The sequence below is a fragment of the Tenacibaculum soleae genome, assembly GCF_001693415.1.
Taxonomy (GTDB): domain Bacteria; phylum Bacteroidota; class Bacteroidia; order Flavobacteriales; family Flavobacteriaceae; genus Polaribacter; species Polaribacter soleae.
Window position 1 is genome coordinate 123,420 of sequence record NZ_MAKX01000024.1, and the last position, 23,225, is coordinate 146,644.

At 31.1% G+C, this 23,225-nt stretch carries 16 protein-coding genes and 1 other RNA gene; 10 read left to right on the forward strand and 7 right to left on the reverse strand.

Annotation, left to right across the window (positions count from 1 at the left end):
* Positions 1-8 precede the first annotated feature (8 nt).
* From dnaJ to BA195_RS11670, 6 genes are all read left to right on the forward strand, one after another.
* Positions 9-1,133 (forward strand): molecular chaperone DnaJ, encoded by a 1,125-nt coding sequence (gene dnaJ / locus BA195_RS11645; RefSeq protein WP_068705667.1) that lies wholly within the window; start codon positions 9-11, stop codon positions 1,131-1,133.
* A gap of 231 nt (positions 1,134-1,364) precedes the next feature.
* Positions 1,365-1,675, forward strand: an RNA gene (gene rnpB, locus BA195_RS11650) — RNase P RNA component class A.
* 306 nt (positions 1,676-1,981) lie between these two features.
* Complete coding sequence (locus BA195_RS11655; protein ID WP_068705668.1) at positions 1,982-4,756, forward strand: bifunctional aconitate hydratase 2/2-methylisocitrate dehydratase; 2,775 nt, start codon at positions 1,982-1,984, stop codon at positions 4,754-4,756.
* 341 nt (positions 4,757-5,097) lie between these two features.
* Positions 5,098-7,365: an aconitate hydratase gene (locus BA195_RS11660; protein WP_068705669.1), complete on the forward strand. Its 2,268-nt coding sequence runs from the start codon at positions 5,098-5,100 to the stop codon at positions 7,363-7,365.
* A 64-nt stretch (positions 7,366-7,429) separates the two neighbouring features.
* Positions 7,430-8,113: a peptidoglycan DD-metalloendopeptidase family protein gene (locus BA195_RS11665; RefSeq protein WP_141677709.1), complete on the forward strand. Its 684-nt coding sequence runs from the start codon at positions 7,430-7,432 to the stop codon at positions 8,111-8,113.
* The gene (locus BA195_RS11670; RefSeq protein ID WP_068705671.1) at positions 8,103-8,570 is read left to right on the forward strand and encodes a DUF6495 family protein; all 468 of its coding nucleotides are present in this window, start codon (positions 8,103-8,105) and stop codon (positions 8,568-8,570) included. Before BA195_RS11665 ends, BA195_RS11670 begins: the two co-directional genes overlap by 11 nt.
* Here the strand turns inward: BA195_RS11670 and BA195_RS11675 are convergent.
* Together BA195_RS11675 and BA195_RS11680 are read right to left on the reverse strand one after the other, a co-directional pair.
* Positions 8,551-9,237 carry an SIR2 family NAD-dependent protein deacylase gene (locus BA195_RS11675; RefSeq protein ID WP_068705673.1) on the reverse strand — a complete coding sequence of 229 codons (687 nt, stop codon included), beginning with the start codon at positions 9,235-9,237 and terminating at the stop codon, positions 8,551-8,553. The genes BA195_RS11670 and BA195_RS11675 overlap by 20 nt on opposite strands.
* A 5-nt stretch (positions 9,238-9,242) precedes the next feature.
* The gene (locus BA195_RS11680; protein ID WP_068705675.1) at positions 9,243-9,809 is read right to left on the reverse strand and encodes a hypothetical protein; all 567 of its coding nucleotides are present in this window, start codon (positions 9,807-9,809) and stop codon (positions 9,243-9,245) included.
* Positions 9,810-9,864: 55 nt separating this feature from the next.
* Here BA195_RS11680 and BA195_RS11685 point away from each other — a divergent pair, with 55 nt between their 5' ends.
* Entirely contained in the window at positions 9,865-10,539 is a 675-nt protein-coding gene (locus BA195_RS11685; RefSeq protein ID WP_068705677.1) for a TrmH family RNA methyltransferase, read from the forward strand.
* Positions 10,540-10,761: 222 nt separating this feature from the next.
* On the opposite strand, the gene BA195_RS11690 is transcribed toward BA195_RS11685, so the two are convergent.
* From BA195_RS11690 to BA195_RS11710, 5 genes are all read right to left on the reverse strand, one after another.
* Positions 10,762-13,071 (reverse strand): type IA DNA topoisomerase, encoded by a 2,310-nt coding sequence (locus BA195_RS11690; protein WP_068705679.1) that lies wholly within the window; start codon positions 13,069-13,071, stop codon positions 10,762-10,764.
* Positions 13,072-13,145: 74 nt separating this feature from the next.
* Positions 13,146-13,937 carry a TrmH family RNA methyltransferase gene (locus BA195_RS11695; RefSeq protein ID WP_068705681.1) on the reverse strand — a complete coding sequence of 264 codons (792 nt, stop codon included), beginning with the start codon at positions 13,935-13,937 and terminating at the stop codon, positions 13,146-13,148.
* Between the two features lie 163 nt (positions 13,938-14,100).
* Positions 14,101-15,399, reverse strand: a complete 1,299-nt coding sequence (locus tag BA195_RS11700) for an amidohydrolase family protein (protein ID WP_068705683.1) — start codon at positions 15,397-15,399, stop codon at positions 14,101-14,103.
* A 19-nt stretch (positions 15,400-15,418) separates the two neighbouring features.
* Positions 15,419-18,352 (reverse strand): amidohydrolase family protein, encoded by a 2,934-nt coding sequence (locus BA195_RS11705; protein ID WP_068705685.1) that lies wholly within the window; start codon positions 18,350-18,352, stop codon positions 15,419-15,421.
* A 70-nt stretch (positions 18,353-18,422) separates the two neighbouring features.
* Positions 18,423-19,478 (reverse strand): WD40/YVTN/BNR-like repeat-containing protein, encoded by a 1,056-nt coding sequence (locus tag BA195_RS11710; RefSeq protein ID WP_068705690.1) that lies wholly within the window; start codon positions 19,476-19,478, stop codon positions 18,423-18,425.
* Between the two features lie 50 nt (positions 19,479-19,528).
* On the opposite strand from BA195_RS11710, the gene BA195_RS11715 reads away from it, so the two are divergent.
* Genes BA195_RS11715 through BA195_RS11725 form a run of 3 tightly spaced genes read left to right on the forward strand, consistent with a single transcriptional unit; the run spans position 19,529 to position 22,983 of the window.
* Entirely contained in the window at positions 19,529-20,482 is a 954-nt protein-coding gene (locus BA195_RS11715; protein ID WP_068705692.1) for a patatin-like phospholipase family protein, read from the forward strand.
* Positions 20,483-20,486: 4 nt separating this feature from the next.
* Positions 20,487-21,119, forward strand: a complete 633-nt coding sequence (locus BA195_RS11720) for a DUF72 domain-containing protein (RefSeq protein ID WP_068705694.1) — start codon at positions 20,487-20,489, stop codon at positions 21,117-21,119.
* Between the two features lie 46 nt (positions 21,120-21,165).
* Entirely contained in the window at positions 21,166-22,983 is a 1,818-nt protein-coding gene (locus BA195_RS11725; protein ID WP_068705696.1) for a recombinase family protein, read from the forward strand.
* Positions 22,984-23,225 lie beyond the last annotated feature (242 nt).

Consider the following 23,225-nt stretch of genomic DNA (forward strand, 5'->3'; position numbering starts at 1 on the left):
ACAATAAAATGACAAAACAAGATTATTACGAAGTATTAGGTATTTCAAAATCAGCATCACAATCTGAAATAAAAAAAGCATATCGTAAAATGGCGATAAAATATCATCCAGATAAAAATCCTGATGATAAAAATGCTGAAGAAAAATTTAAACTATGTGCTGAAGCTTACGAAGTACTTAGTGATGATAATAAAAAAGCACGCTATGATCAATATGGTCATGCAGCTTTTGATGGTCCACAAGGTGGTGGCGGTTTCGGTGGTGGCGGAATGAATATGGATGACATATTTAGTCAGTTCGGAGATATCTTTGGAGGCGGTGGCTTTGGTGGTTTTGGTGGTGGCGGTGGTCAGCGACAAGCCAGAGTTAAAGGATCTAATATGCGTATTCGTGTAAAACTTACTTTAGAAGAAATTGCAAATGGAGTAGAGAAGAAAGTTAAAGTTCGTAGAAAAGTTAAGGCAGACGGAGTAACCTATAAAACCTGTACAACTTGTAATGGTAGTGGGCAACAAATGCGTGTAACCAATACTATTTTAGGAAGAATGCAAACAGCAACTACTTGCGGTACTTGTCAAGGAGCAGGAGAAATACTTAATAGTAAACCAAACGGATCAGACGCTCAGGGTTTAATTGTAAAAGAAGAAACAGTTTCAATTAATATTCCAGAAGGAGTTACTGAAGGAGTACAATTAAAAGTAGGAGGTAAAGGAAATGAAGCCCCAGGTAAAAATTCTATTCCTGGAGATTTATTAGTGTTGATTGAAGAAGTACAGAATGAAACTTTAAAAAGAGAAGGAAGTAATATTCATTATGATTTATATATTAATTTTTCTGAAGCCGTATTAGGTGTTTCTAAAGAAGTAGCAACAGTAACTGGTAAGGTAAAAATTAAAATTGAAGCAGGTACACAATCAGGTAAAATTTTAAGATTAAAAGGAAAAGGATTACCAAGTATTGAGCGTTATGGAAAAGGAGATTTTTTAATCCATATAAACGTTTGGACACCGCAAGAATTGACAAAAGAACAGCGTAAATTTTTTGAAGCTATGCAAGAAGATGAAAATTTTAGTCCCAATCCTCAAACATCTGACAAGTCATTTTTTGATAAAGTTAAAGATATGTTTTCATAAACACTTAAAAAACTTATTATTAGTTAATTACGTGTGATAAAAAAGCTTTTCATTTTAATGAAAAGCTTTTTTATTATATTTTTTTTAAAAAAAGTATATGAAAACAAAAAAACATTCATATATTTGTACCGTCTAGGAGACGTTCTAGACACTTTTTCTTTTTCATAGCAATTTTCCCACTCAATTTATTGAGTGGGTTTTTTTATGAAAATAGCAAATTTATAAAATATTAAAGCAACCCAATCTTATCGACTTGTATTTAGTATAAGTAGGAAAGTCTGGACACCATAGAGTAGCATAGCGGATAACGTCCGTCCGGTGTAAACCGAGGACAAGTGCAGCAGAAAGTATGTACAGGTAATGCTGTAGTGAAACCAGGTAAACTCTATGCGGTGCAATGCCATGTACATTAGAGTTCGAGCGCTACTCGCGCGATTCTAAGGGGTAGGCAGATTGATTTTACAAGCAATTGTAAAACTAGATAAATGATAAGAGCCTTATTTTTTAGGGAACAGAATCCAGCTTATAGGGTTGCTTTTTTTATTATTTAGAATGGTTATATGTATTTTTTTTATGTATAACCATTTTTTAATTATCATATTCGTAATATATAGTTTGTTTTTAATGTTTTTTATGTGTTAAATTAAAACAAATTAAGTTTTATTTAGTTTTTATTTACTTTTTAATGCCTTTTCTTGTTTATTTTTAAATATGAAGCTAAAATTGTATTTTTGCCTAGCAAAAAAAACAATATAATTTATACAGAAAAACAGTTTTTAAATTAAAACACTTTAAATATAAAATTGTGTTATAAAACTATTTCTTATTAAAAATATACCTTTTATATTATGAATATATACTCAGACTACCTTAAAGAGATAGAAGAAAGAAAAAAACAAGGACTACATCCAAAACCTATTGATGGAAGCGAATTATTGAATAACATAATTTCTCAGATAAAGGACGAGAATAATGAGCACCGCGAAGCATCTTTAAACTTTTTTATCTACAATGTTTTACCAGGAACAACAAGTGCTGCTGGTGTAAAAGCAAAATTTTTAAAGGAAATTATTTTAGGTGAATCTATTGTTTCTGAGATTTCTATCGATTTCGCTTTTGAGTTATTATCACACATGAAAGGAGGACCTTCTGTTGAAGTGTTAATTGACCTTGCTTTAGGAGATAATAAAACAATTGCAAATCAAGCAGCTAAAGTGTTAAAAACACAAGTTTTCTTGTACGAAGCAGATACAGACCGTTTAGAAGAAGCGTATAAAAATGGAAATGAAATTGCTACAGATATTATAGAAAGTTATGCAAAAGCAGAATTTTTCACAAAACTTCCAGAAATCGAAGAAAAAATAGAAGTAGTAACTTACGTTGCAGGTGTTGGAGATATTTCTACAGATTTATTATCTCCAGGAGGTGATGCACATTCAAGATCAGACCGTGAATTACATGGTCAATGTATGTTTGAGCATAATAAAGACATGCAAAACGAATTATTAGCTTTAAAAGAAGCTCATCCTGATAAACGTGTAATGCTAATTGCAGAAAAAGGAACTATGGGAGTAGGATCTTCAAGAATGTCAGGTGTTAACAACGTTGCTTTATGGACAGGTATTTCTTCAAGTCCATATGTTCCTTTTATTAACATTGCACCAGTAATTGCTGGTACTAATGGTATTGCCCCAATTTTTTTAACAACAGTTGGTGTAACTGGAGGTATAGGTTTAGACCTAAAAAACTGGGTTATCCAAAAAGATGCCGAAGGAAAAACGATGCGTGATGAAGATGGCGAACCAATCTTAAAAGAAGAATATTCTGTAGCAACAGGAACAGTACTTACAATTAACACAAAAGAGAAAAAGTTATATAACGGAAAAACAGAATTAAAAGATATCTCAGCAGCATTTACACCACAAAAAATGGAGTTTATGAAAGCAGGTGGATCTTACGCTGTTGTTTTCGGTAAAAAATTACAAACATTTGCTTGCAAAACTCTAGGTATTGATGTTCCTAAAGTATATGCAACTTCAAAAGAAGTATCTATTGAAGGACAAGGGTTAACAGCTGTAGAAAAAATATTTAATAAAAATGCCGTAGGAACTTCAGGAGCAACTTTACATGCAGGTTCATACGTACGTGCAGAAGTAAATATTGTAGGTTCGCAAGATACTACAGGGTTAATGACATCTCAAGAATTAGAAATGATGGCAGCAACTGTTATTTCTCCAATTGTAGATGGAGCATACCAATCGGGTTGTCATACAGCATCAGTTTGGGATGATAAATCAAAAGCGAATATTCCAAGATTAATGAGCTTCATGAACGACTTTGGTTTAATTACCGGTCGTGATCCAAAAGGGAAGTATTTCCCAATGACAGATGTTATCCATAAAGTATTAAATGACATTACAGTTGGTGATTGGGACATTATTATAGGTGGAGATTCACACACACGTATGTCTAAAGGTGTTGCCTTCGGTGCCGATTCAGGAACCGTTGCTTTAGCTTTAGCTACAGGTGAAGCTTCAATGCCAATCCCTGAATCTGTTAAAGTAACCTTTAAAGGACAAATGAAATCTTATATGGATTTCCGTGATGTGGTACACGCAACACAACAACAAATGTTACAACAATTTGGAGGTGAAAACGTATTCCAAGGTCGTGTAATAGAAGTTCATATCGGAACATTAACTGCAGATGAAGCCTTTACATTTACAGATTGGACCGCCGAAATGAAAGCAAAAGCATCTATTTGTATTTCTGAAGACGATACTTTAATTGAATCGTTAGAAATTGCAAAAGGCCGTATCCAAATCATGATTGAAAAAGGAATGGATAATGCAAAACAAGTATTAAAAGGACTTGTTGAAAAAGCAGAAAATAGAATTGTTGAGCTTAAAACAGGTATCAAACCATCTTTAAGACCAGACGCTAATGCTGTTTATCATGCAGAAGTTATTATTGATTTAGATGAAATCGCTGAACCAATGATTGCAGATCCAGATGTAAATAATGATGACGTATCTAAACGTTATACACATGATAATATTAGACCACTATCTTATTACGGAGGAACTAAAAAAGTTGATTTAGGCTTTGTAGGGTCTTGTATGGTGCATAAAGGCGATATGAAAATATTAGCACAAATGTTAAAGAATATTGAAGCCCAACAAGGTAAAGTAGAATTTAAAGCACCTTTAGTTGTCGCTCCTCCAACATACAATATTGTAGATGAGTTAAAAGCAGAAGGCGATTGGGAAGTATTACAAAAATATTCAGGATTTGAGTTTGATGACAACGCACCAAAAGGATTAGCACGTACCAAATACGAAAACATGTTGTATTTAGAGCGCCCAGGGTGTAACCTTTGTATGGGTAACCAAGAAAAGGCTGAACCAGGAGATACAGTAATGGCAACATCAACACGTTTATTTCAAGGTAGAGTTGTAAAAGATACTGGCGAGAAAAAAGGAGAATCGTTACTATCATCAACACCAGTGGTCGTTTTATCTACAATTTTGGGTAGAACACCAACTATGGCAGAATATGAAGCAGCGGTTGATAATATTGTTCTAACAAAATTTAAACCATCTACAAAACAATTAGTACGATAATTAAAAAGGTACAAACTATAAAAAGTCTGAGTTTTAAACTCAGGCTTTTTTTTGTTTAAAACAAGTTCGTTATAATTTGGAGGTTACCACGCCAAAAAAAGGCGCGGTCGGGCTTTTTGTTACAATCTTTTCATTCATACTTCACAAAAAGGATTTCCACGTCAATCCCTAACCCGAGCAATAGTAATTTTTTAAAATTAAGATGTTTGTTACAATAAATTTCAATCAAAAAATCCTATAAAACTATCAGTATTACGTATATCATAAAAAATAAATAAATAATATATTTTGTATCTTGGTGAAATAGAAAAAGTATAACCATTTAAATATATTAAATTCTTATGGCATTTGACATTGACATGATTAAAAAAGTATACGCTAAAGTAGTTGACAGAGTTGATACAGCTCGAAAAATTACTGGAAAACCTTTAACACTTTCTGAAAAAATACTTTATACTCATTTGTGGGACGGTAATCCAAAAAAAACATTTGTAAGAGGTAAAGATTATGTAGATTTTGCTCCAGACCGTATTGCATGTCAAGACGCAACAGCACAAATGGCGTTACTACAATTTATGCAAGCTGGTAAAAAGAAAGTAGCCGTGCCAACAACGGTACATTGCGACCATTTAATACAAGCAAAAGAAGGCGCTGTAAAAGATTTAAAGCATGCAAACAATGTTAGTAGCGAAGTTTTTAATTTTTTAGAGTCGGTTTCTAATAAATACGGAATTGGTTTTTGGAAACCAGGCGCAGGAATTATACATCAAGTAGTGTTAGAAAATTATGCGTTTCCTGGAGGAATGATGATTGGAACCGATTCTCACACCGTAAATGCTGGTGGGTTAGGAATGGTAGCCATTGGCGTTGGTGGCGCGGATGCAGTAGATGTAATGGCAGGGATGCCTTGGGAATTGAAGTTTCCGAAATTAATAGGTGTAAAATTAACAGGAAAAATTTCTGGATGGGCAGCACCAAAAGATGTTATTTTAAAAGTAGCTGGTATTGTTTCTGCAAAAGGAGGTACAGATGCAATTGTAGAGTATTTTGGTGAAGGAGCTAAAAATATGTCTTGTACAGGTAAAGGTACTATTTGCAACATGGGAGCTGAAATAGGAGCAACCACATCAACTTTTGGTTATGATGAATCTATGGAGCGTTATTTGCGTGCCACTGATAGAAGTGATGTTGCTGATGAAGCAAATAAAGTAAAAGAATACTTAACAGGAGATGACGAAGTATATGCAAATCCTGAATTATATTTTGATCAAGTTATAGAAATTAACTTGTCAGAATTAACACCATTATTAAATGGACCGTTTACACCAGATTTATCTACAAAAGCAGGAGTTGATATGACTGCAATCGCAAATAAAAATGATTGGCCTTTACTAGTAGAGTGGGGTTTAATAGGTTCTTGTACAAACTCGTCTTATGAAGATTTATCAAGAGCTTCATCAATAGCAAAACAAGCTTTAGATAAAGGGTTAAAAATGAAATCAGAATTGGGAATTAACCCTGGTTCAGAAAAAGTTAGATATACGGCTGAAAGAGACGGGATTTTAGATTTATTTAAAAAATTAGATGCGAAAATTTTCACCAATGCCTGTGGTCCTTGTATTGGACAATGGGCAAGATATAGTGACCCTAAAAATGCACCAAAAAATAGTATTGTGCATTCATTTAATAGAAATTTTGCAAAACGTGCCGATGGTAACCCAAATACACATGCATTTGTTGCTTCACCCGAATTAACAGCTGCTATTGCTATAGCTGGTCGTTTAGATTTTAACCCAATGACAGATTCGTTAATAAATGAAAAAGGTGAAAAAGTAATGTTTGATGAACCAACAGGATGGGAATTACCTCCAAAAGGTTTTGAAGTAAAAGATGATGGTTATTTAGCACCTGAAGAAGATGGTAGTAGTGTGGAAATTAAAGTAAGTCCAACTTCAGAAAGACTAGAATTATTAACTCCATTTTCCCCTATAGGAAACCAACTAAATGGTGTAAAATTGTTAATAAAGGCCTACGGAAAATGTACGACAGATCATATCTCTATGGCAGGGCCATGGTTACGTTTTCGTGGTCATTTAGATAATATTTCTAATAACTGTTTAATAGGAGCTGTAAATGCTTTTGGTAAAAAGACCAATTTTATTAAAAATCAATTAAATGGCGAGTATGGTGGGGTGCCAGACATAGCACGTAAATATAAAGCTGCAGGAATATATTCTATAGTTGTGGGAGATCATAATTATGGTGAAGGTTCATCAAGAGAACATGCGGCAATGGAGCCAAGACATTTAGGAGTTGCAGCAGTTTTAGTAAAATCATTTGCCCGTATTCATGAAACAAACCTAAAAAAACAAGGAATGTTAGGGTTAACATTTGCAAATGAAACAGATTACGATTTAATTCAGGAAGATGATACCTTTAATTTTATTAATTTACAAGATTTTGCACCTAATAAACCTTTAACTATTGAAGTTGTTCATGCTGATGGATCAAAAAATATAATTATTGCAAATCATACATATAATGAAGGACAAATAGAATGGTATAATGAAGGTTCTGCTTTGAATTTAATAAAGAAACAAAACGCTTAAAATAGTCATCATTAATCTTTTGAAAGAACTCCAGATTTTATCTGGAGTTTTTTATTTTTGTTAAATGATAAATTTGCTAAATAACATTTCAGAAAAACCACTATTCGTAATTGATAAAAATATACCAATTACTAAATACATTCCTATTTCAATAGCAAGTACAAATAAAGATTTAACCTTTGATGTTTCTTCTTCTGATGAATGGGAGGTTTATATTAATAACTATCTAAAAGTAAACGATAAATTACTTGCTTTTGGAGGCTATTTAGAAACTAGAGATATTTATAATAGAAGTGAATATTTTAATAAACAATCTAAAGAAAATCAACGCAATATTCATTTAGGTATCGATTTATGGTGCGATGCTAATACCGCTGTTTTAGCTGTTTTAGATGGCAAAATACATAGCTTTAAAAACAATAAAAATCACGGTGATTATGGTCCAACAATTATTCTAAAACACGTTATTGATAATCGTGTTTTTTATTCACTTTATGGTCATTTATCTGAAAGTTCACTTAAAAATTTAAATATCGGAGATAAAGTATCAAAAGGTGAAAAAATAGCAGTGTTAGGTGATAACTCAGTAAATGGAGATTATGCACCGCATTTACATTTTCAACTTATAATTGATATGGAAGGTAAGCTTGGTGATTATCCGGGAGTTTCATCAATAAAAACATTAGACTTTTATAAAAATAATTGTCCAGACCCTAATTTATTATTAAAATTGCCAAATGAAGTATAGACAACTTACCAAAGAACAATTTGAAGGATTACATGAAGAATTTGCTCGTTTTTTAGCCTCACAAAGTATTGATGCCAAAGAATGGAAGGAGTTAAAAGAGGAGAAACCTAAAGTGGCTGAGGATGAAATGAATGTTTTTAGCGATGTTGTTTGGGATGATGTACTTACCAAAACAACACATTTAGAACATTTTTCTCCAAAAGTGGTGAATTTATTTAAATGTGATGAAGAAGAAATTCACCGTATTGTTATTAAAATTGATAAAGAAATAAATTTATTACAGCAAGAAGGTTTTGAATGGTTGATGAAAAACCCAAATGACGAAAAAATAGAGTTTTTTACAGGAACAAAAAAATATGATCAAGAAAGAAATACCGAAATTTTCGATTTGATAGAAAAAGGAAGTACTATTTCTAAAGGCGAAATTTACGAGTATTTTAATCGCTTAACATCGTAAGTAACTTATTGGTTCCTAAACTAGCAACGTCTTTAATAATTGTTAAATTACTAAAGGCGTTTTTGTTTACCACAGGTTTTGGGTCGATAAAATAAATAGGCGTGTTTTCTGAAATATAATCAATTAAACTAGCCGCAGGATATACTTGCATCGAAGTACCAATAATAACTAAAATATCGGCTTTTAAAGTAATTTCAATAGCTTTTTCTAACATTGGTACATCTTCACCAAACCAAACAATATGTGGTCGTAATTGGCTTTTATCATTCGCTAAATCACCTAAAATTATATCTTTCTTCCATTCAAAAATATCGTTTTTATTTTTTGAACTTCTTGCTTTTAATAATTCGCCGTGTAAATGTATAACGTTGGTACTTTTAGCACGTTCATGTAAATCGTCTACATTTTGAGTAATTATATTAACATGGTAATCTTCTTCTAGTTTTACAAGATTATAATGTGCTTTATTAGGTGAAACAGTTAATAATTGTCTTCTTCGTTGATTGTAAAAATCAAGCACTAGTTCAGGGTTTTTATCAAATCCTTCAGGGGTAGCAACTTCATAAATATCATGACCTTCCCACAAACCATCAGCATCTCTAAAGGTTTTTATTCCGCTTTCAGCGCTAATTCCCGCACCAGTTAATACTACGACTCTTTTTTTCATTATAACTATTGTTTCTTTAAAGTATTTGTTTTAATTAAATACTTATTTATAAGTACAGTGGTAATTTTTACACCAATTATAAATCCAAAATAATATAGTAATTTGTTTCCACTAAGATTAGATAAACGATGGCCTAAAAAAAAGCTGACACTTGTTCCTATAAGCATTAAACCAATGTAAAAAAGCATTTTTTTCTTTGCAGATTTGATCAATAATTCATTTTTGGTTACATAACTTTTTTTTGTGCTCAAAAACAGCTTTAAATTAGATAAAAAGCATTCATAAAATGACGAAAATGCAATGGGAGTAATAAACCCAAAGCCGTCAGAAGTTACTTGGTAATTAATTGAAATACTTTTACTTTCATGTATATTAATATCAATTTTTGTTTTTAAATTTAGAGGGTTTAAGGTATATCCGCTAAAAAAAGACCATTTTTTTATAAAAATAATTTGATTTTCATTTTCTTTTTCTAGTTTAAAATTATAAGTGTCAAAATACTTTTTGATATTAGTTTTTAAATTGACAGTGTTTTTAATTTCATACTGAAAATGTTTAATATATTCTTTCATAAATAGCAATTTTAAAACGTATTACTAAAATATGAAATTTTAGTATGTTTGTACTATGATTGACGAAGGATTATTTGCGTATTTAGAAGGTTTTATTACAGATAAAAGAAAAGAAACATTTTATAAAGTTTTAAATGAACGAACACGTCATTTTACAGTTGTATTAGAAGATATTTTTCAGCCTCATAACGCAAGTGCTGTGGTAAGAAGTTGTGATATTTTTGGAGTACAAGATGTGTATGCTATTGAAAATAAATTTACCAATAAAGTTTCTCGACATGTAGCAAAAGGAAGTCAAAAATGGTTAAATATTAACCGTTATAAAGAAGATGGAAATAATACCAAAACTTGTTTAGAAGACTTACGAGCAAAAGGATATCAAATAATTGGTACTACTCCTCATACCGATTCGTGTGTTTTGGCCGATTTTGATGTTACTAAAAAATCTGCTTTTGTTTTTGGAGCTGAAAAAGACGGAATATCAGATTATATTAAACAAGAAGCTGATGGTTTTTTAAAAATTCCGATGGTTGGTTTTACCGAAAGTTTAAATATTTCGGTTGCAGCTGCAGTTACTTTAAATGATGTAACTTCTCGATTGAAGAAAACAAATGTCGAATGGCAATTAAGTGATTCAGAAAAGAAAGAGTTGTATTTCGAATGGATTAAAAATACTATTAAAAACCCTGATAAGTTAACAGCACATTATTATAAAGAGCTTAATAAATAGAAAGAATTGTTAGCTAGAATTCGTTTCAAATCTTCAGAAGGAGATTCTTGTTTTATAGGATGCGATTCTGAAACAAGTTCAGAAAGATGAATTTTAATATTTCTTGATTTTTAAAAGCGGATATTTTATGTCAACCTAAATATATTTTAAGTTATCATACAAACAGATTTATTTCTGTTTATAGGATGCGATTCTGAAACAAGTTAAGAATGACGTTAAGTACTAATTTGAACTTATAATTTTAAAAACCAACTCTTTAGTCAATGCTTGTCCGTTAGCTATTTTTTTGATGTTATCAAACGTAAAAACAAAATCACACCCATTTTTATAATTAGAGCATCCGTAAGCAGATTTTCCTTTTAAAATAGTTCCTTTTTTACATTTAGGACAAGTAATAATGTCAGCAACTTCAGATATTTTCGATTGTGATTTAACGGACGTTTGTTTTTGCTCTAGCTTTAAATTGAAATTAGCATCAAAACGAACCAAACCTTCAACTTTATCTTTGCCTTGTTTAAAACCTTTTAAATTAGTGGTACATCCTTTATCGATTAAACGAATTAGTTGCGTTTCAGATATTTTTTTATCCATAAAACTAAAAGGCAATTTAAAATCACATCCATTTTTGTAACTAGAACATCCGTAGGCTGTATTTCCTTTTAATAATTGTCCTTTTTTACATTTCGGACACTCTTTAGCAACGACTGTTTTCTTCTTTGAAGTAGCTTTTTTATGTTTTACTTTCGGAGTTTCATTTTCAGAAGACAGTCGTTTTGTTTTATTGCTAGAACGGACTTCATACACCAATTCATCCACCATTTTTTTCATATTATTGATGAAAATACCGGCATTAAAATCACCACGTTCAATTTCTTTCAAGCGTTTTTCCCAACGACCTGTTAATTCAGCAGATTTTAGTAATTCATTATCTATCAAATCAATTAAATCAATTCCTGTTTGGGTAGGAATTACTAATTTTTTTTGACGCTCGATATATTTTCTTCTGAATAACGTTTCAATAATACTTGCACGAGTTGACGGACGACCAATACCGTTTTCTTTCATTAATTCACGCATTTCATCATCATCAACCTGTTTACCAGCAGTTTCCATAGCACGTAATAAACTTGCTTCGGTATAATTACGTGGAGGTTTGGTTTCTTTTTCTAAAAAACTAGGTTCGTGCGGTCCTTTTTCACCTTTTACAAAGGCAGGTAAGGTGTTTGCTTCTGTTTTTTTAGTATCATTTCCGTATTCGAATACAACACGCCATCCTTTAGATACAATTTCCTTTCCGCTTGTTTTAAAAGCTATTTTGTCAACCTCACCAATTACCGAAGTATTTGCAACCTCACTTTCTGGATAAAAAACAGCAATAAAACGACGCGTAATAATATCATACACTTGTTGTTGATTATATTGTAAATTATTTTGAATTCCGGTAGGAATAATAGCGTGGTGATCGGTTACTTTTTTATCGTCAAAAACCTTTTTAGATTTCTTTATTTTTTGCCCTAATAACGGTTTTGTTAACTCGCTGTAGTCTGTTAATTTGGTTAATATTCCTGCTATTTTAGGGTACACATCATTCGGTAAAAAAGTAGTATCAACTCTAGGATAGGTAACTACTTTCATTTCGTAAAGTTTCTGAACTATTTTTAAGGTTTCATCCGCAGAAAACCCGAATTTATTATTGCAATATACTTGTAAGCCCGTTAAATCAAATAATTTAGGAGCATATTCTTTTCCTTTCTTTTTGGTAACCGAAGTAATTTCGAAATCGCTTTCTTTTACTTTATCAGCAAAAATCTGACCTTCTTCTTTTTTTAAAAAACGTCCTTCTTCGTAGCTAAAAAGCGTATTGCGATATAAAGTTTGCAGTTCCCAATAAGGTTGTGGTTTAAAATTTTGAATTTCATTAAAACGATTTACCAACATTGCTAAGGTAGGAGTTTGCACTCTACCTACCGATAATACTTGCTTGTAGCCACCAAATTTAACAGTATATAATCGTGTTGCATTTAAGCCTAAAAGCCAATCGCCAATGGCACGAGAAAAACCTGCGTAATATAAATTATCGTATTTTTCGGCAGGTTTTAAATTGTTAAAACCATCTCTAATAGCTTCTTCGGTTAGTGAAGAAATCCATAAACGTTGTACTTCTCCTTTGTAATTTGCTTGGTTTATTACCCAACGTTGTATCAATTCTCCTTCTGTACCAGCATCCCCACAGTTTATAACAACGTCAGCTCTTTCAAATAAGGATTTAACGATATTGAATTGTTTTTTTATACCGCCATCGTTGGTTACTTTGGTATTAAAACGCTCGGGAAGCATGGGTAAGTTGTTTAAATCCCAACTTTTCCAATGTGGTTTGTAGTCTTTAGGTTCTAAAAGTGTACATAAATGTCCGAAAGTATAGGTAACGGCATAACCATTACCTTCGAAATAACCATCTCGTTTGGTATTGGCTCCTAATATATTAGCAATTTCGCGAGCTACACTTGGCTTTTCGGCAATACAGACTTTCATTAAAACTATTTAGAAAATCGAAATTACTAAAAAACTTGAGTTACGACAATAAAATTATGGTGTAAAAAGTATATTTAAAACCCTCGTTGTCTTTTGGCCTCGAAAGTTAAAATGGCAGCGGCTACAGAAACATTCATAGAATCTATTTGTCCTTGCATAGGTATATTAATGTTTTGGGTAGCTTTATCTCTCCAAATTTGTGTTAATCCGTTTGCTTCGGTACCTACAACTAAAGCAGTTGGTTTTGTATAATCGTTTTTATGATATTCGTTAGAATTTTGAAGCGTAGCGCTGTAAATATTGATGTTTTTTTGTTGTAAAAAATCAATAATTTCTTCGGATGTTCCAACTCCGATTTGATTGGTAAATAAACAACCAACACTAGAGCGCACAATATTAGGGTTAAATAAATCGGTTTTTGGATTTGCAATAAAAACTGCATCTACATTTGCGGCATCCGCAGTGCGTAACATAGCACCAATATTACCGGGTTTTTCAATGCCTTCTAAAACTAAAACAAGTGGAGTAGTGGTATTAAATTGAATACTCTCTAAAGTATAATCTTTCGATTTTACTACAGCAACCACACCTTCGGTAGTATCGCGATAAGCAATTTTTTGATAGATTTCTTTTGTAATTTCTATACAGTTTTTAGTATGTTTCAATAGCTCTTCTAAACTTTCGTTAGAAAACATATCAGTTACAAATAAAATAGTTTCTATTTGATAGCCACCGCTAACTACTAAGGATATTTCACGTTGGCCTTCAACTAAAAACAATCCTTTCTTTTTACGTTCTCGGGATTTATCTTGAAGTTTTAATAAATCTTTAATAAAAGGATTCTGTATGCTGCTAATTTGTTTCATAAATACAAAAATACCCAATATTGAGTATTTTATACTATTGATTTTCGTATATATTTATAATGAATTTGTTAACGTAAACTTTGTGGTTAAAATTTATTATTAATAATTTTTAACAAATTGATTTGAATTAAAAGCTCGGTAGTGATACCGAGCTTTTTTATTTTTATTGATTTTTATATTTATTAGAATAACGTTTCCAAAGTTTTGTTTGATGGGTTTCTAAACTAATTTTTCTACCTTGAATAAAAGCTTCTGTTAAAATATTGGTTCGCATATCTAGCGCATCTCCTTCCGAGATAAATAAAGTAGCATCTTTACCAACTTCTAAAGTACCTACTTTATCATCAATGCCTAAAATTTTGGCATTGTTTTGTGTAATTAACTGCAATGCTTTTTCTTTACCTAAACCATAAGCAGCATAAGTTCCTGCGTAAAAAGGTAAGTTACGTGTACTCATACGTTCCATTTCCCCTTCCATACCTATACCGACAGTAATACCTGCATCTACTAGTACTTTTGCTGTACGGTATGATAAATCATAGTCTTCATCTTCGGCACCCGGTAGACGATGTGAGCGTAATACGATTACCGGAATATTATTTTCCTTTAATAAATCGGCTACTTTTTCAGCTTCACTTCCTTGTACAATAACGATGTTTTTAATGCCTACTTTTTTCAAGGTTTTAATTACATCAGTAATTGCCTTTTGCCCGTTTACATGCACAAACATTTTCTGAGAACCGTTTAAGACTCCTTGTAAAGCTTCATAAGGTAAAATTTTAGCAGCTTTATCACCTGCTAAATACGTCTTTGCATTGTTAATGTAGTCAGTAATTTGATTGATGTTTTTAGCGTAGTTTTTATTTGGTTTTAAGCCAGGATCTTCTCCTAACCACCAACGTCCACGACTAAAAACTCTTGGCCAATTCATGTGAATTCCATCATCTGTTTTTAAAGCAGCATCTTCCCAGTTCCATGCATCAAATTGCACTACAGATGAAGTTCCTGAAATAACGCCACCACGAGGTGTAATTTGTCCCATTAAAACTCCGTTAGGACGCATAGATTCCACTATTTTACTTTCTGCATTGTATGCAATAATACTACGAATGTGAGGTAGCATAGCACCAACTTCATCAGCATCTACAGTAGCTCTTACAGCATCAATTTCTGCCAATCCTAGAGAAGTGTTTGCAGCAATAAATCCAGGATACACATGTTTTCCTTTTGCATTTATAACTTTGCCTTTTCTGGCAATTTTCATCATTGTATTACCAACGAATGATATTTTTCCGTCAGAAAACATAATTAATGAATTTTCAATCACTTTTCCGTTTCCTAAATGAGCAGTCGCTCCTTCGATACTATAATCTTGTGTTTGTTTTGCGGCGGGTGTTTGTTGCGCTATTATATTTCCTATAAATAAGAAACATAATAAACTATATATAACTTTAATTTTCATGTTTAATGTTTTAGGTTTCTTATTCTGTATCACAGTGAAATAATTTTTTAGACTTCTTAACAGGTGCTTGTGTTTTAGCTCCTTTTAGTTTTTCTTGTAACATCATGTTAATCAATTTAGCACGTTCTGCCTTAATTGTAACACGTTTCTTTTTATCTTTTTCGATATCAAAATAAACAGCTCCATCAATAATTGTTTTTTCAGCTTTGCTGTAAACAGATAAAGGATTTCCGCTCCATAAAACAACATCTGCATCTTTACCAACTTTAATACTACCAGTACGATCGTTTAAGTGTAATAATTTAGCAGGATTTATGGTTACAGTTTCCCAAGCTTCTTGTTCACTTAATCCACCATATTTTATCAATTTAGCAGCTTCTTGATTTAAGCGACGCGACATTTCAGCATCATCTGAATTAATAGCAACCGTTATTCCTTGGTTATGCATAATTGCAGCATTGTAAGGTATTGCATCGTTAACTTCGTATTTATAAGCCCACCAATCTGCAAAAGTAGAACCACCAACACCGTGTTCTTTCATTTTATCAGCTACTTTGTATCCTTCTAAAATATGTGTGAATGTGTTGATGTTGAAATCAAATTTTTCAGCAACTTTCATTAACATGTTAATTTCTGATTGCACGTAAGAGTGACAAGAAATAAAACGTTCTTTATTAATAATTTCAGCCAACGTTTCTAGCTCGATATCTTTACGATAAGGTTGTCCGCTTTTCTTTTTAGCATCGTATTCTTTAGCACGCTGAAAATAATCGATATACACTTGTTCAACTCCCATACGTGTTTGTGGGAAACGAACGGTTTGTAAATCTCCCCAGTTGGCTTGCTTTACATTTTCACCTAAGGCGAATTTGATAAATTTCGGACTGTTTTTATAGATTAATCCATCAGCATTTTCTCCCCATTTAAGTTTGATAATTGCAGAACGACCACCAATTGGATTTGCTGAACCATGTAAAATTTGAATAGAAGTAACCCCACCAGCAATGTTTCTGTAAATATTAATATCATCCGGGTCTACAACATCTTCAATAGTAACTTCGGCAGTAGAATTATGACCAGATTCGTTTACTGCAGAAGTTGCAATATGTGAATGCTCGTCAATAATACCAGCGGTTAAATATTTTCCTTCACCGTTAACAACTTTAGCTCCTCTTACAGAAATGTTTTTACCTATTTCAGAAATTTTTCCATCTTTAATTAAAACATCAGTATTGGTTAAAATTTCTTTGTTTTCAGAAGTCCAAACAGTTGTATTTTTGATTAAAATAGTTTCTTTTTGAGTTTTAGTATAATTCCCATACCCGATATTCGGATAAGAAACAGCAACAACATTAACGTTTTCTTCTTTTTTCTTCTTTTTCTTTTTGCCTTCTTTTTTAGAGTTGAAAGTAGCTGTCCAATTGGTTTCATCACCAGTATTGGTAACAGCTTTACCTTTAATGTTTTTAGCATCTACTATTCCAGATAAACGTGTAAAAGCATCACCTTCTCTTAAAGTAATAGACATCCAATCATCTTTAAAAGAAAATTTAGAGTTTACCTTTTTTCCGTCTTTCTTAATGATAGCTTTTTGCTTTGTACCTTTTCCGCTGATAGACATTTTATAGGTATTACCATTAACTGCCAATGTATATTCACCAGAAAGATCTTTTATAGTAATATCGTTTACAACATTTTTGTTTCCTTGTACCCAGTTTTCGTAAAGTGTAGTGTTTTTATCAAAAATATCACCAGAAGTAATTAAAAAGTTAGCATAACTACCTTTATTTAAGTTTCCTATTTTATCATTTTTTAAAATTTTAGCAGGAACACTAGTCAAGGCTTTTAAAGCAGTAGTTTTATCCAATCCAAATTTTATTGCTTTGTATAAGTTGATCTTAAAGTTTTCTACTTTTTTTAATTGAAAAGTAGTTAAAGCAAATGGTACATTATTTTTAGCAAGAACAGCAGGGTTTGCAGGTTCTTGATTCCATTTACGCATATCGCTTAACGCAATTTTATCCGCTAAAAAAGCATTACTTACATCGTATGCTTTTCTGAAATTAATAGGAATAATAAAAGTAGCATTCGTATTTTTAATATCGTTTACACGTTCATACTCGTTTCCTCCACCTACAATTGTGTATTGAATTCCGAATTCATCACCAATTTTATCAGCACGTAAATCATCTAAATAATTTCCGGCTCTAAATATTTGAGGAAGGTCTTTTTTATCATTTAAAGCTTGTAAAGCTAAATCTGTATTATCGATATTTCCACCAGCATACCAGTTTGCATCTGAGTAAGTTTGACGTAATAAAGACATCGCACCCATACGAGAAGTAGGGTAGGATTGACGAGATTTGTTACTTTTACTAAACGATAAATAGTTTGCAGATTTTTTATTTAAAATACGATATGCATCAGATGATACGCTGTTTAAAGCAACTAATACACCGTTACCTTGCATAATTCCGTCGTTTTGATGTGTGTTTACAACCCCAAAACCTAAATTAACTAATTCTTTAGCTTTTTTGTTATCAAAACTAAAAACTTCAAAAGCATCAGTATCAGGACGAATATGATCGTTCCAATAATATCCTTTTCTGCTAGCATCGTATTGTGGACCTCTACCGCTTTTTCTTTTTGGAGCTGTTACACCAAAAGTACTGTAGACATCTACAAAAGATGGATAAATAGTTTTACCTTTTAAATTAATAATTTCTGTTCCTTTCGGGATTTTTACAGATTTACCTATGTTTAAAACTTTTCCGTCTTTAATAAGTAATGTTCCTTTTTTAATAATATAAGTCGGACTAGCATAAATTTTTGCATTTGTAAACGCAAATAATTTATTTTTTGAAGTTTTAACTCCGGTGTTACTTGGAAAGTATTCTTGTGCATAAAGTGTTGTTACACACAAGAATACTAATAGCATGAGGATTTTTTTCATTGATAATTAAGTTAGTTTATGTGATAAAGGTATTTGTTTAATATTAAGTTGTCTTTGTTTTAACAAAATATTAATATTTGTTTAGGACTAATTTCCCGATTTTTTGGTGTCCAGATAACCACGCAGTATTTTTATCTACAAATTGAATAGTATAATAAGCGTCGCTGCTTACTTCTGTCCATGTATGCCCGCCATCGTTAGAAAATGAAACTCCGGTTTTACCCACAGCAAAAATTTCTTTACCGTTAGTATTAGGTACATATTGGACACAACTTTTGTAATTAGGATTTTGATTATCGGCAACTAAAGTCCATGTTTTTCCTCCATCTGTAGTTATGGCTTTATTGGCACAATTATCATTAGGTTTTGCATAATTACCACCAATAGCAATCCCGTTATTTTCATCATAAAAATCGATAGAATAAATCCCTTGTGATCCATCACCTTGAATAATAGGCGTGTTATATATTTCCCAAGTTTTTCCGAAATCAACAGATTTTAAAATTCTAGCTTTAGTTCCACCAGAAGCAATCCACACCGTATTGTTTACAATTTTTATATTGGTATTACTTGCAGCAAAAAAAGCTTCACCTTCTTCGAAATTAGGTAGTTTATTGCATGGAAGTTTTGTCCAAGTAGTTCCACCATCCGAAGTTAAAATAATAGAGGCACAGTTTTCGGTAGGATCACCAACTGCGATTCCGTGTTTTCCACCAGCAAAGAACTTCATGCTGTCGTAAAACACTTTTTCATGAGTTTCTTTGTATACTAAAGTTGTTTTTTTAGTTGAATTATCTATTTTATAAAGTAAAGCAGGATTACCAATGCTTAACGCAAAGGCATTTTGGCCATTAAAAGCTATGCTTCTGAAATGTGGAGTGATAGTGTCTTGGTGTTTAACATATGTCGTACCCCAAGTTTTTCCTCCATCTTTGGTACTACTAATATCTCCTTTTGAACCAGCAAAAAGAATTTCATTTTTAGTAATTGCTTTTATTGCACGAATACTTGTGCTATCTTGTTTAAATTCAGTAATTTTAATAGTATCAAAAGATCTTGGTAGGTGTTTTTTTTTGCAAGAAAAAGAAATTAAAAGAACTAAAATTAAAAGTGAGAATCGTTTCATTTTTTATGATATTTTTACAATTCTAAAAATAGGTAAATCAAATTAAAACAATGAAAAAAGCATTGGTAATTTCTGGAGGTGGGAGTAAAGGCGCATTTGCAGGAGGTGTTGCACAGTTTTTGATGAAACAAAAGAAGAAAGAATACGATATGTTTTTAGGAACATCAACCGGTAGTTTAATGGTTTCTCATTTAGCGTTAGGAATGGTTGATGAGTTAAAAGAATTGTATACATCGGTAAATCAAAAATCTATTTTTAGTAACAGTCCGTTTAGAGTAAAATCTGTTCACGGAGAAAAAGTTATATCTATACGACATACCAATACATTTTGGAACTTTTTAAATGGACGTAAAACTTTTGGAGAAAGTAAGAATTTACGAAAGTTAATTAAGAAAAAAGTTACCAAAGAAATATACGATGAAATTCGTGCAAAAAATAAAGAAGTGGTAGTTACGGTTTCTAATTTAACAGCAAACCAGATTGAATATAAATCGATTTTAGAATGTGAATATGATGATTTTTGCGATTGGATTTGGGGTTCGTGTAATTATGTGCCGTTTATGAGTTTGTTAGAAAAAGATTACTGCCAATATGCAGATGGTGGTTTTGGAAGTTTAATTCCGATAAGAGAAGCTATTGAAAGAGGTGCTACCGAAGTTGATGCTGTTATTTTAGCCACTGAAGTAACACAGATTAATAGATTGCCAGCTAAAAATCCGTTTTCGTTAATGATGGATACGTTTGATTTTATGCTAGAAAATGTGGAGCGTCATAATATTACTATTGGAAAATTATCTGCTAAACAACATGGTGTAAAATTGAACTTATATTATACACCAACTGTTTTAACAACCAATTCATTAGTTTTTGATAAAGAAAAAATGAAAAAATGGTGGAAATCTGGTTATAGCTATGCTAAAAAATTAGATGATGAGAAAATGAGCGAGTTTAGACCTGAAATGATTGATAATAAAGAAATAGAAGAGGGTTTAGAAAACGCATAATTTTATGAAATTTGGAAAAGTACCCAATCCTGAGTTAATCGATTTTACATTAGCAAAAACACATCAAAAAACAGTAAAACTATTAAGCTCTTTTAATAAAGTTGATACTCCAAATATTTATGTTGGATGTGCTAAGTGGAATAAAGCCGATTTAAAAGGGTTTTATCCGAAGGGAACTAAAGATGAATTGGGGTATTATTCGAAACAGTTTAATTCAATTGAGTTAAATGCTACATTTTATCGACAATATTCAGCCGAACAATTTGAAAAATGGCAATTAAAAACATCGAAAGGATTTAAGTTTTTTCCGAAGTTAAACCAAGATATTAGTCATTTTAAACGATTACAAGGTGTTCAAGATTCTGTAAATTTGTTTTTAGATAACGCAGTTCATTTACAAGAAAAATTAGGTACTATTTTTTTGCAAATGCATGAAGGGTTTAATTCTAGTAATTTTGATAGTTTACAAAATTTTGTAATTAGTTGGCCAAAAGAAATAAAGCTAGCAATAGAAGTTAGAAATGAAAACTGGTTTAATAATTTAACTGTTTTTAATGAATATACACAGTTACTAGAAGAAAATAATATAACAAATATAATAGTAGACACTGCGGGTAGGCACGATATGCTGCACTAATTTGTGTATGTTTATATTTAAGTATATTTTTACAAAAAGTTAAAGTATGCTAGCTATTTATACACGCCTTTCTGTTGAAGATGATGAGAATAATTCAATTGAAAATCAAATAAATGAGGGTACGCACTACGCTGTTAATAATGGTTTTAAAGATAATTTTAAAATTTATAATGAAGGTGAAGGGGTTAAAGGTAGCACAACAATAAAAAAACGTCCAAAACTATCCTTGCTAATTGAAGATATTAAAAAAGGGGATATAAGTATTATTTATGTTAGGTATCAATCACGTATATCTCGTAAATTAAAAATATTAGGGGAGTTTTTAGAAATTATTGAAGAATATAACATTAATTTATTTGTAGGAGATAAAGGACTCATTGATATGAATCTTCCTAGTAATAAATTAATGATTCAATTTTTTGGCGCAATAGACGAGTTTACACCAAACAACCAATCTTATCAAACAAAAAAAACACAGAGACTTAAAGCTGAACAAGGTTATGTATGGGGTGTTATACCCTATGGTTATCAAGCAGACTCAATAACAAAAAAAGCAATAATTAATGAGGAAGAGAGTAGTGTAATTAAAAGAATATTTAAATTATCAAAAGAAGGATATGGTTGTGAAAAAATAGCTAAAACTTTAAATGCTGATGGAGTAGAGACTAAAATGAAAAAAATGGTAACTAATCAGTACAGTAATAAAGAATATAAAGATGAAAAAAAATATTTCAGTAAATCACAAAATAAAATAGTTAAAGTAGATAGAACTACATCAATATGGTTATCAAAAACCATTTATGATATGTTAAAAAATACTTGGTATATAGGTCAAAGAAAATGGGGTGGTGTAGTGTATCCAGTACCACCAATTATTTCAAAAGAACTATTTAACGAAGTAAATAATAAATTGACTAATAGTAATCATAAGAAAGGTAAATCAGTAAATTATCGCTTTTTACTTAAGGGTATTATTTTTTGTGAAAAGTGTGGTCGTGCATATAATGGTAATAGAAAATATAATAACAAGAATCACAATAAAACAAGTAAGTATTCAGCTAATTATTATCAATGTGCATCTAAACGATTAATGAAACATAATTGTGATAATTTTGGTATTAACATAACTAATTTAGAAAGCTTTATTATCTGTCATTTATTTAAAAATAAAGAACTATTGAGTCATCTTGAAAATTTAGAAAAAAAAGATACTGCATTAATTGAAAATAAAGAAGAGTTAAATAGATTAACTGAACAAATAATTGAACAAGAGGATATTAGAGATAACGTTGAAAAATCATTATTTGTAGAAGGCATTAATGATATTACTAGAACAAGATTTATAAAAAAACTTAATAATCTTGAAGAACATGTTAAAGGATTAAACACTAAAATTGAGCATACTAGGTTAAGAATTAAAGAAATCGAAAATGACCGTCTTTTAAACATCAGTAATCAAATAAATAGTTATAACAAGAATTGGGAATTTCAAGAGTATAAAGAAGCTGTAAATAATATAATTGATAGGATAATAGTACTAGGTGAAAGAAATGAAAAAAACTTCAACAATAAAAAATATCATTTAATTCAAGTCAAATATAAAGGGTACGATGATTATTCAGTTTTTTTATCAAAAAAACCACATACTAAATGGATATGGTTAAATAGTGTCAGAAAAATGACAGAAAAAGAAATAAATGAAGAAATAAGTATACAAGAAGAATTAATAAAGTATGAAACAGGTAAAGAAATTAAAGTAACAAAAAAAGAAATTCAAAATATTTATCATGAAGGTTTATTAGTTAATGAAAACATAAATAAAATAATTCAACTTAAAACCGAAGATATAATTGATTTTGATTAATAACAAAACTTATATTGTTATGCGAAAAGCAAAAAATATGAAATAAAAAATAACAGCTATTATTAGTATTCTCTCTTCTATAACATGGACGATTATTGCATTGTATTTTCTAATTTGAATCTAGTGTTAATAGTGATAAATATATTTTATTAGGAATTCTTGTATCTTCAATTTCTGTAATGTTATACGTTATTTGGACGAATTATAGTATTATAAATTCTTCAAAATTAAAAAAATGGACA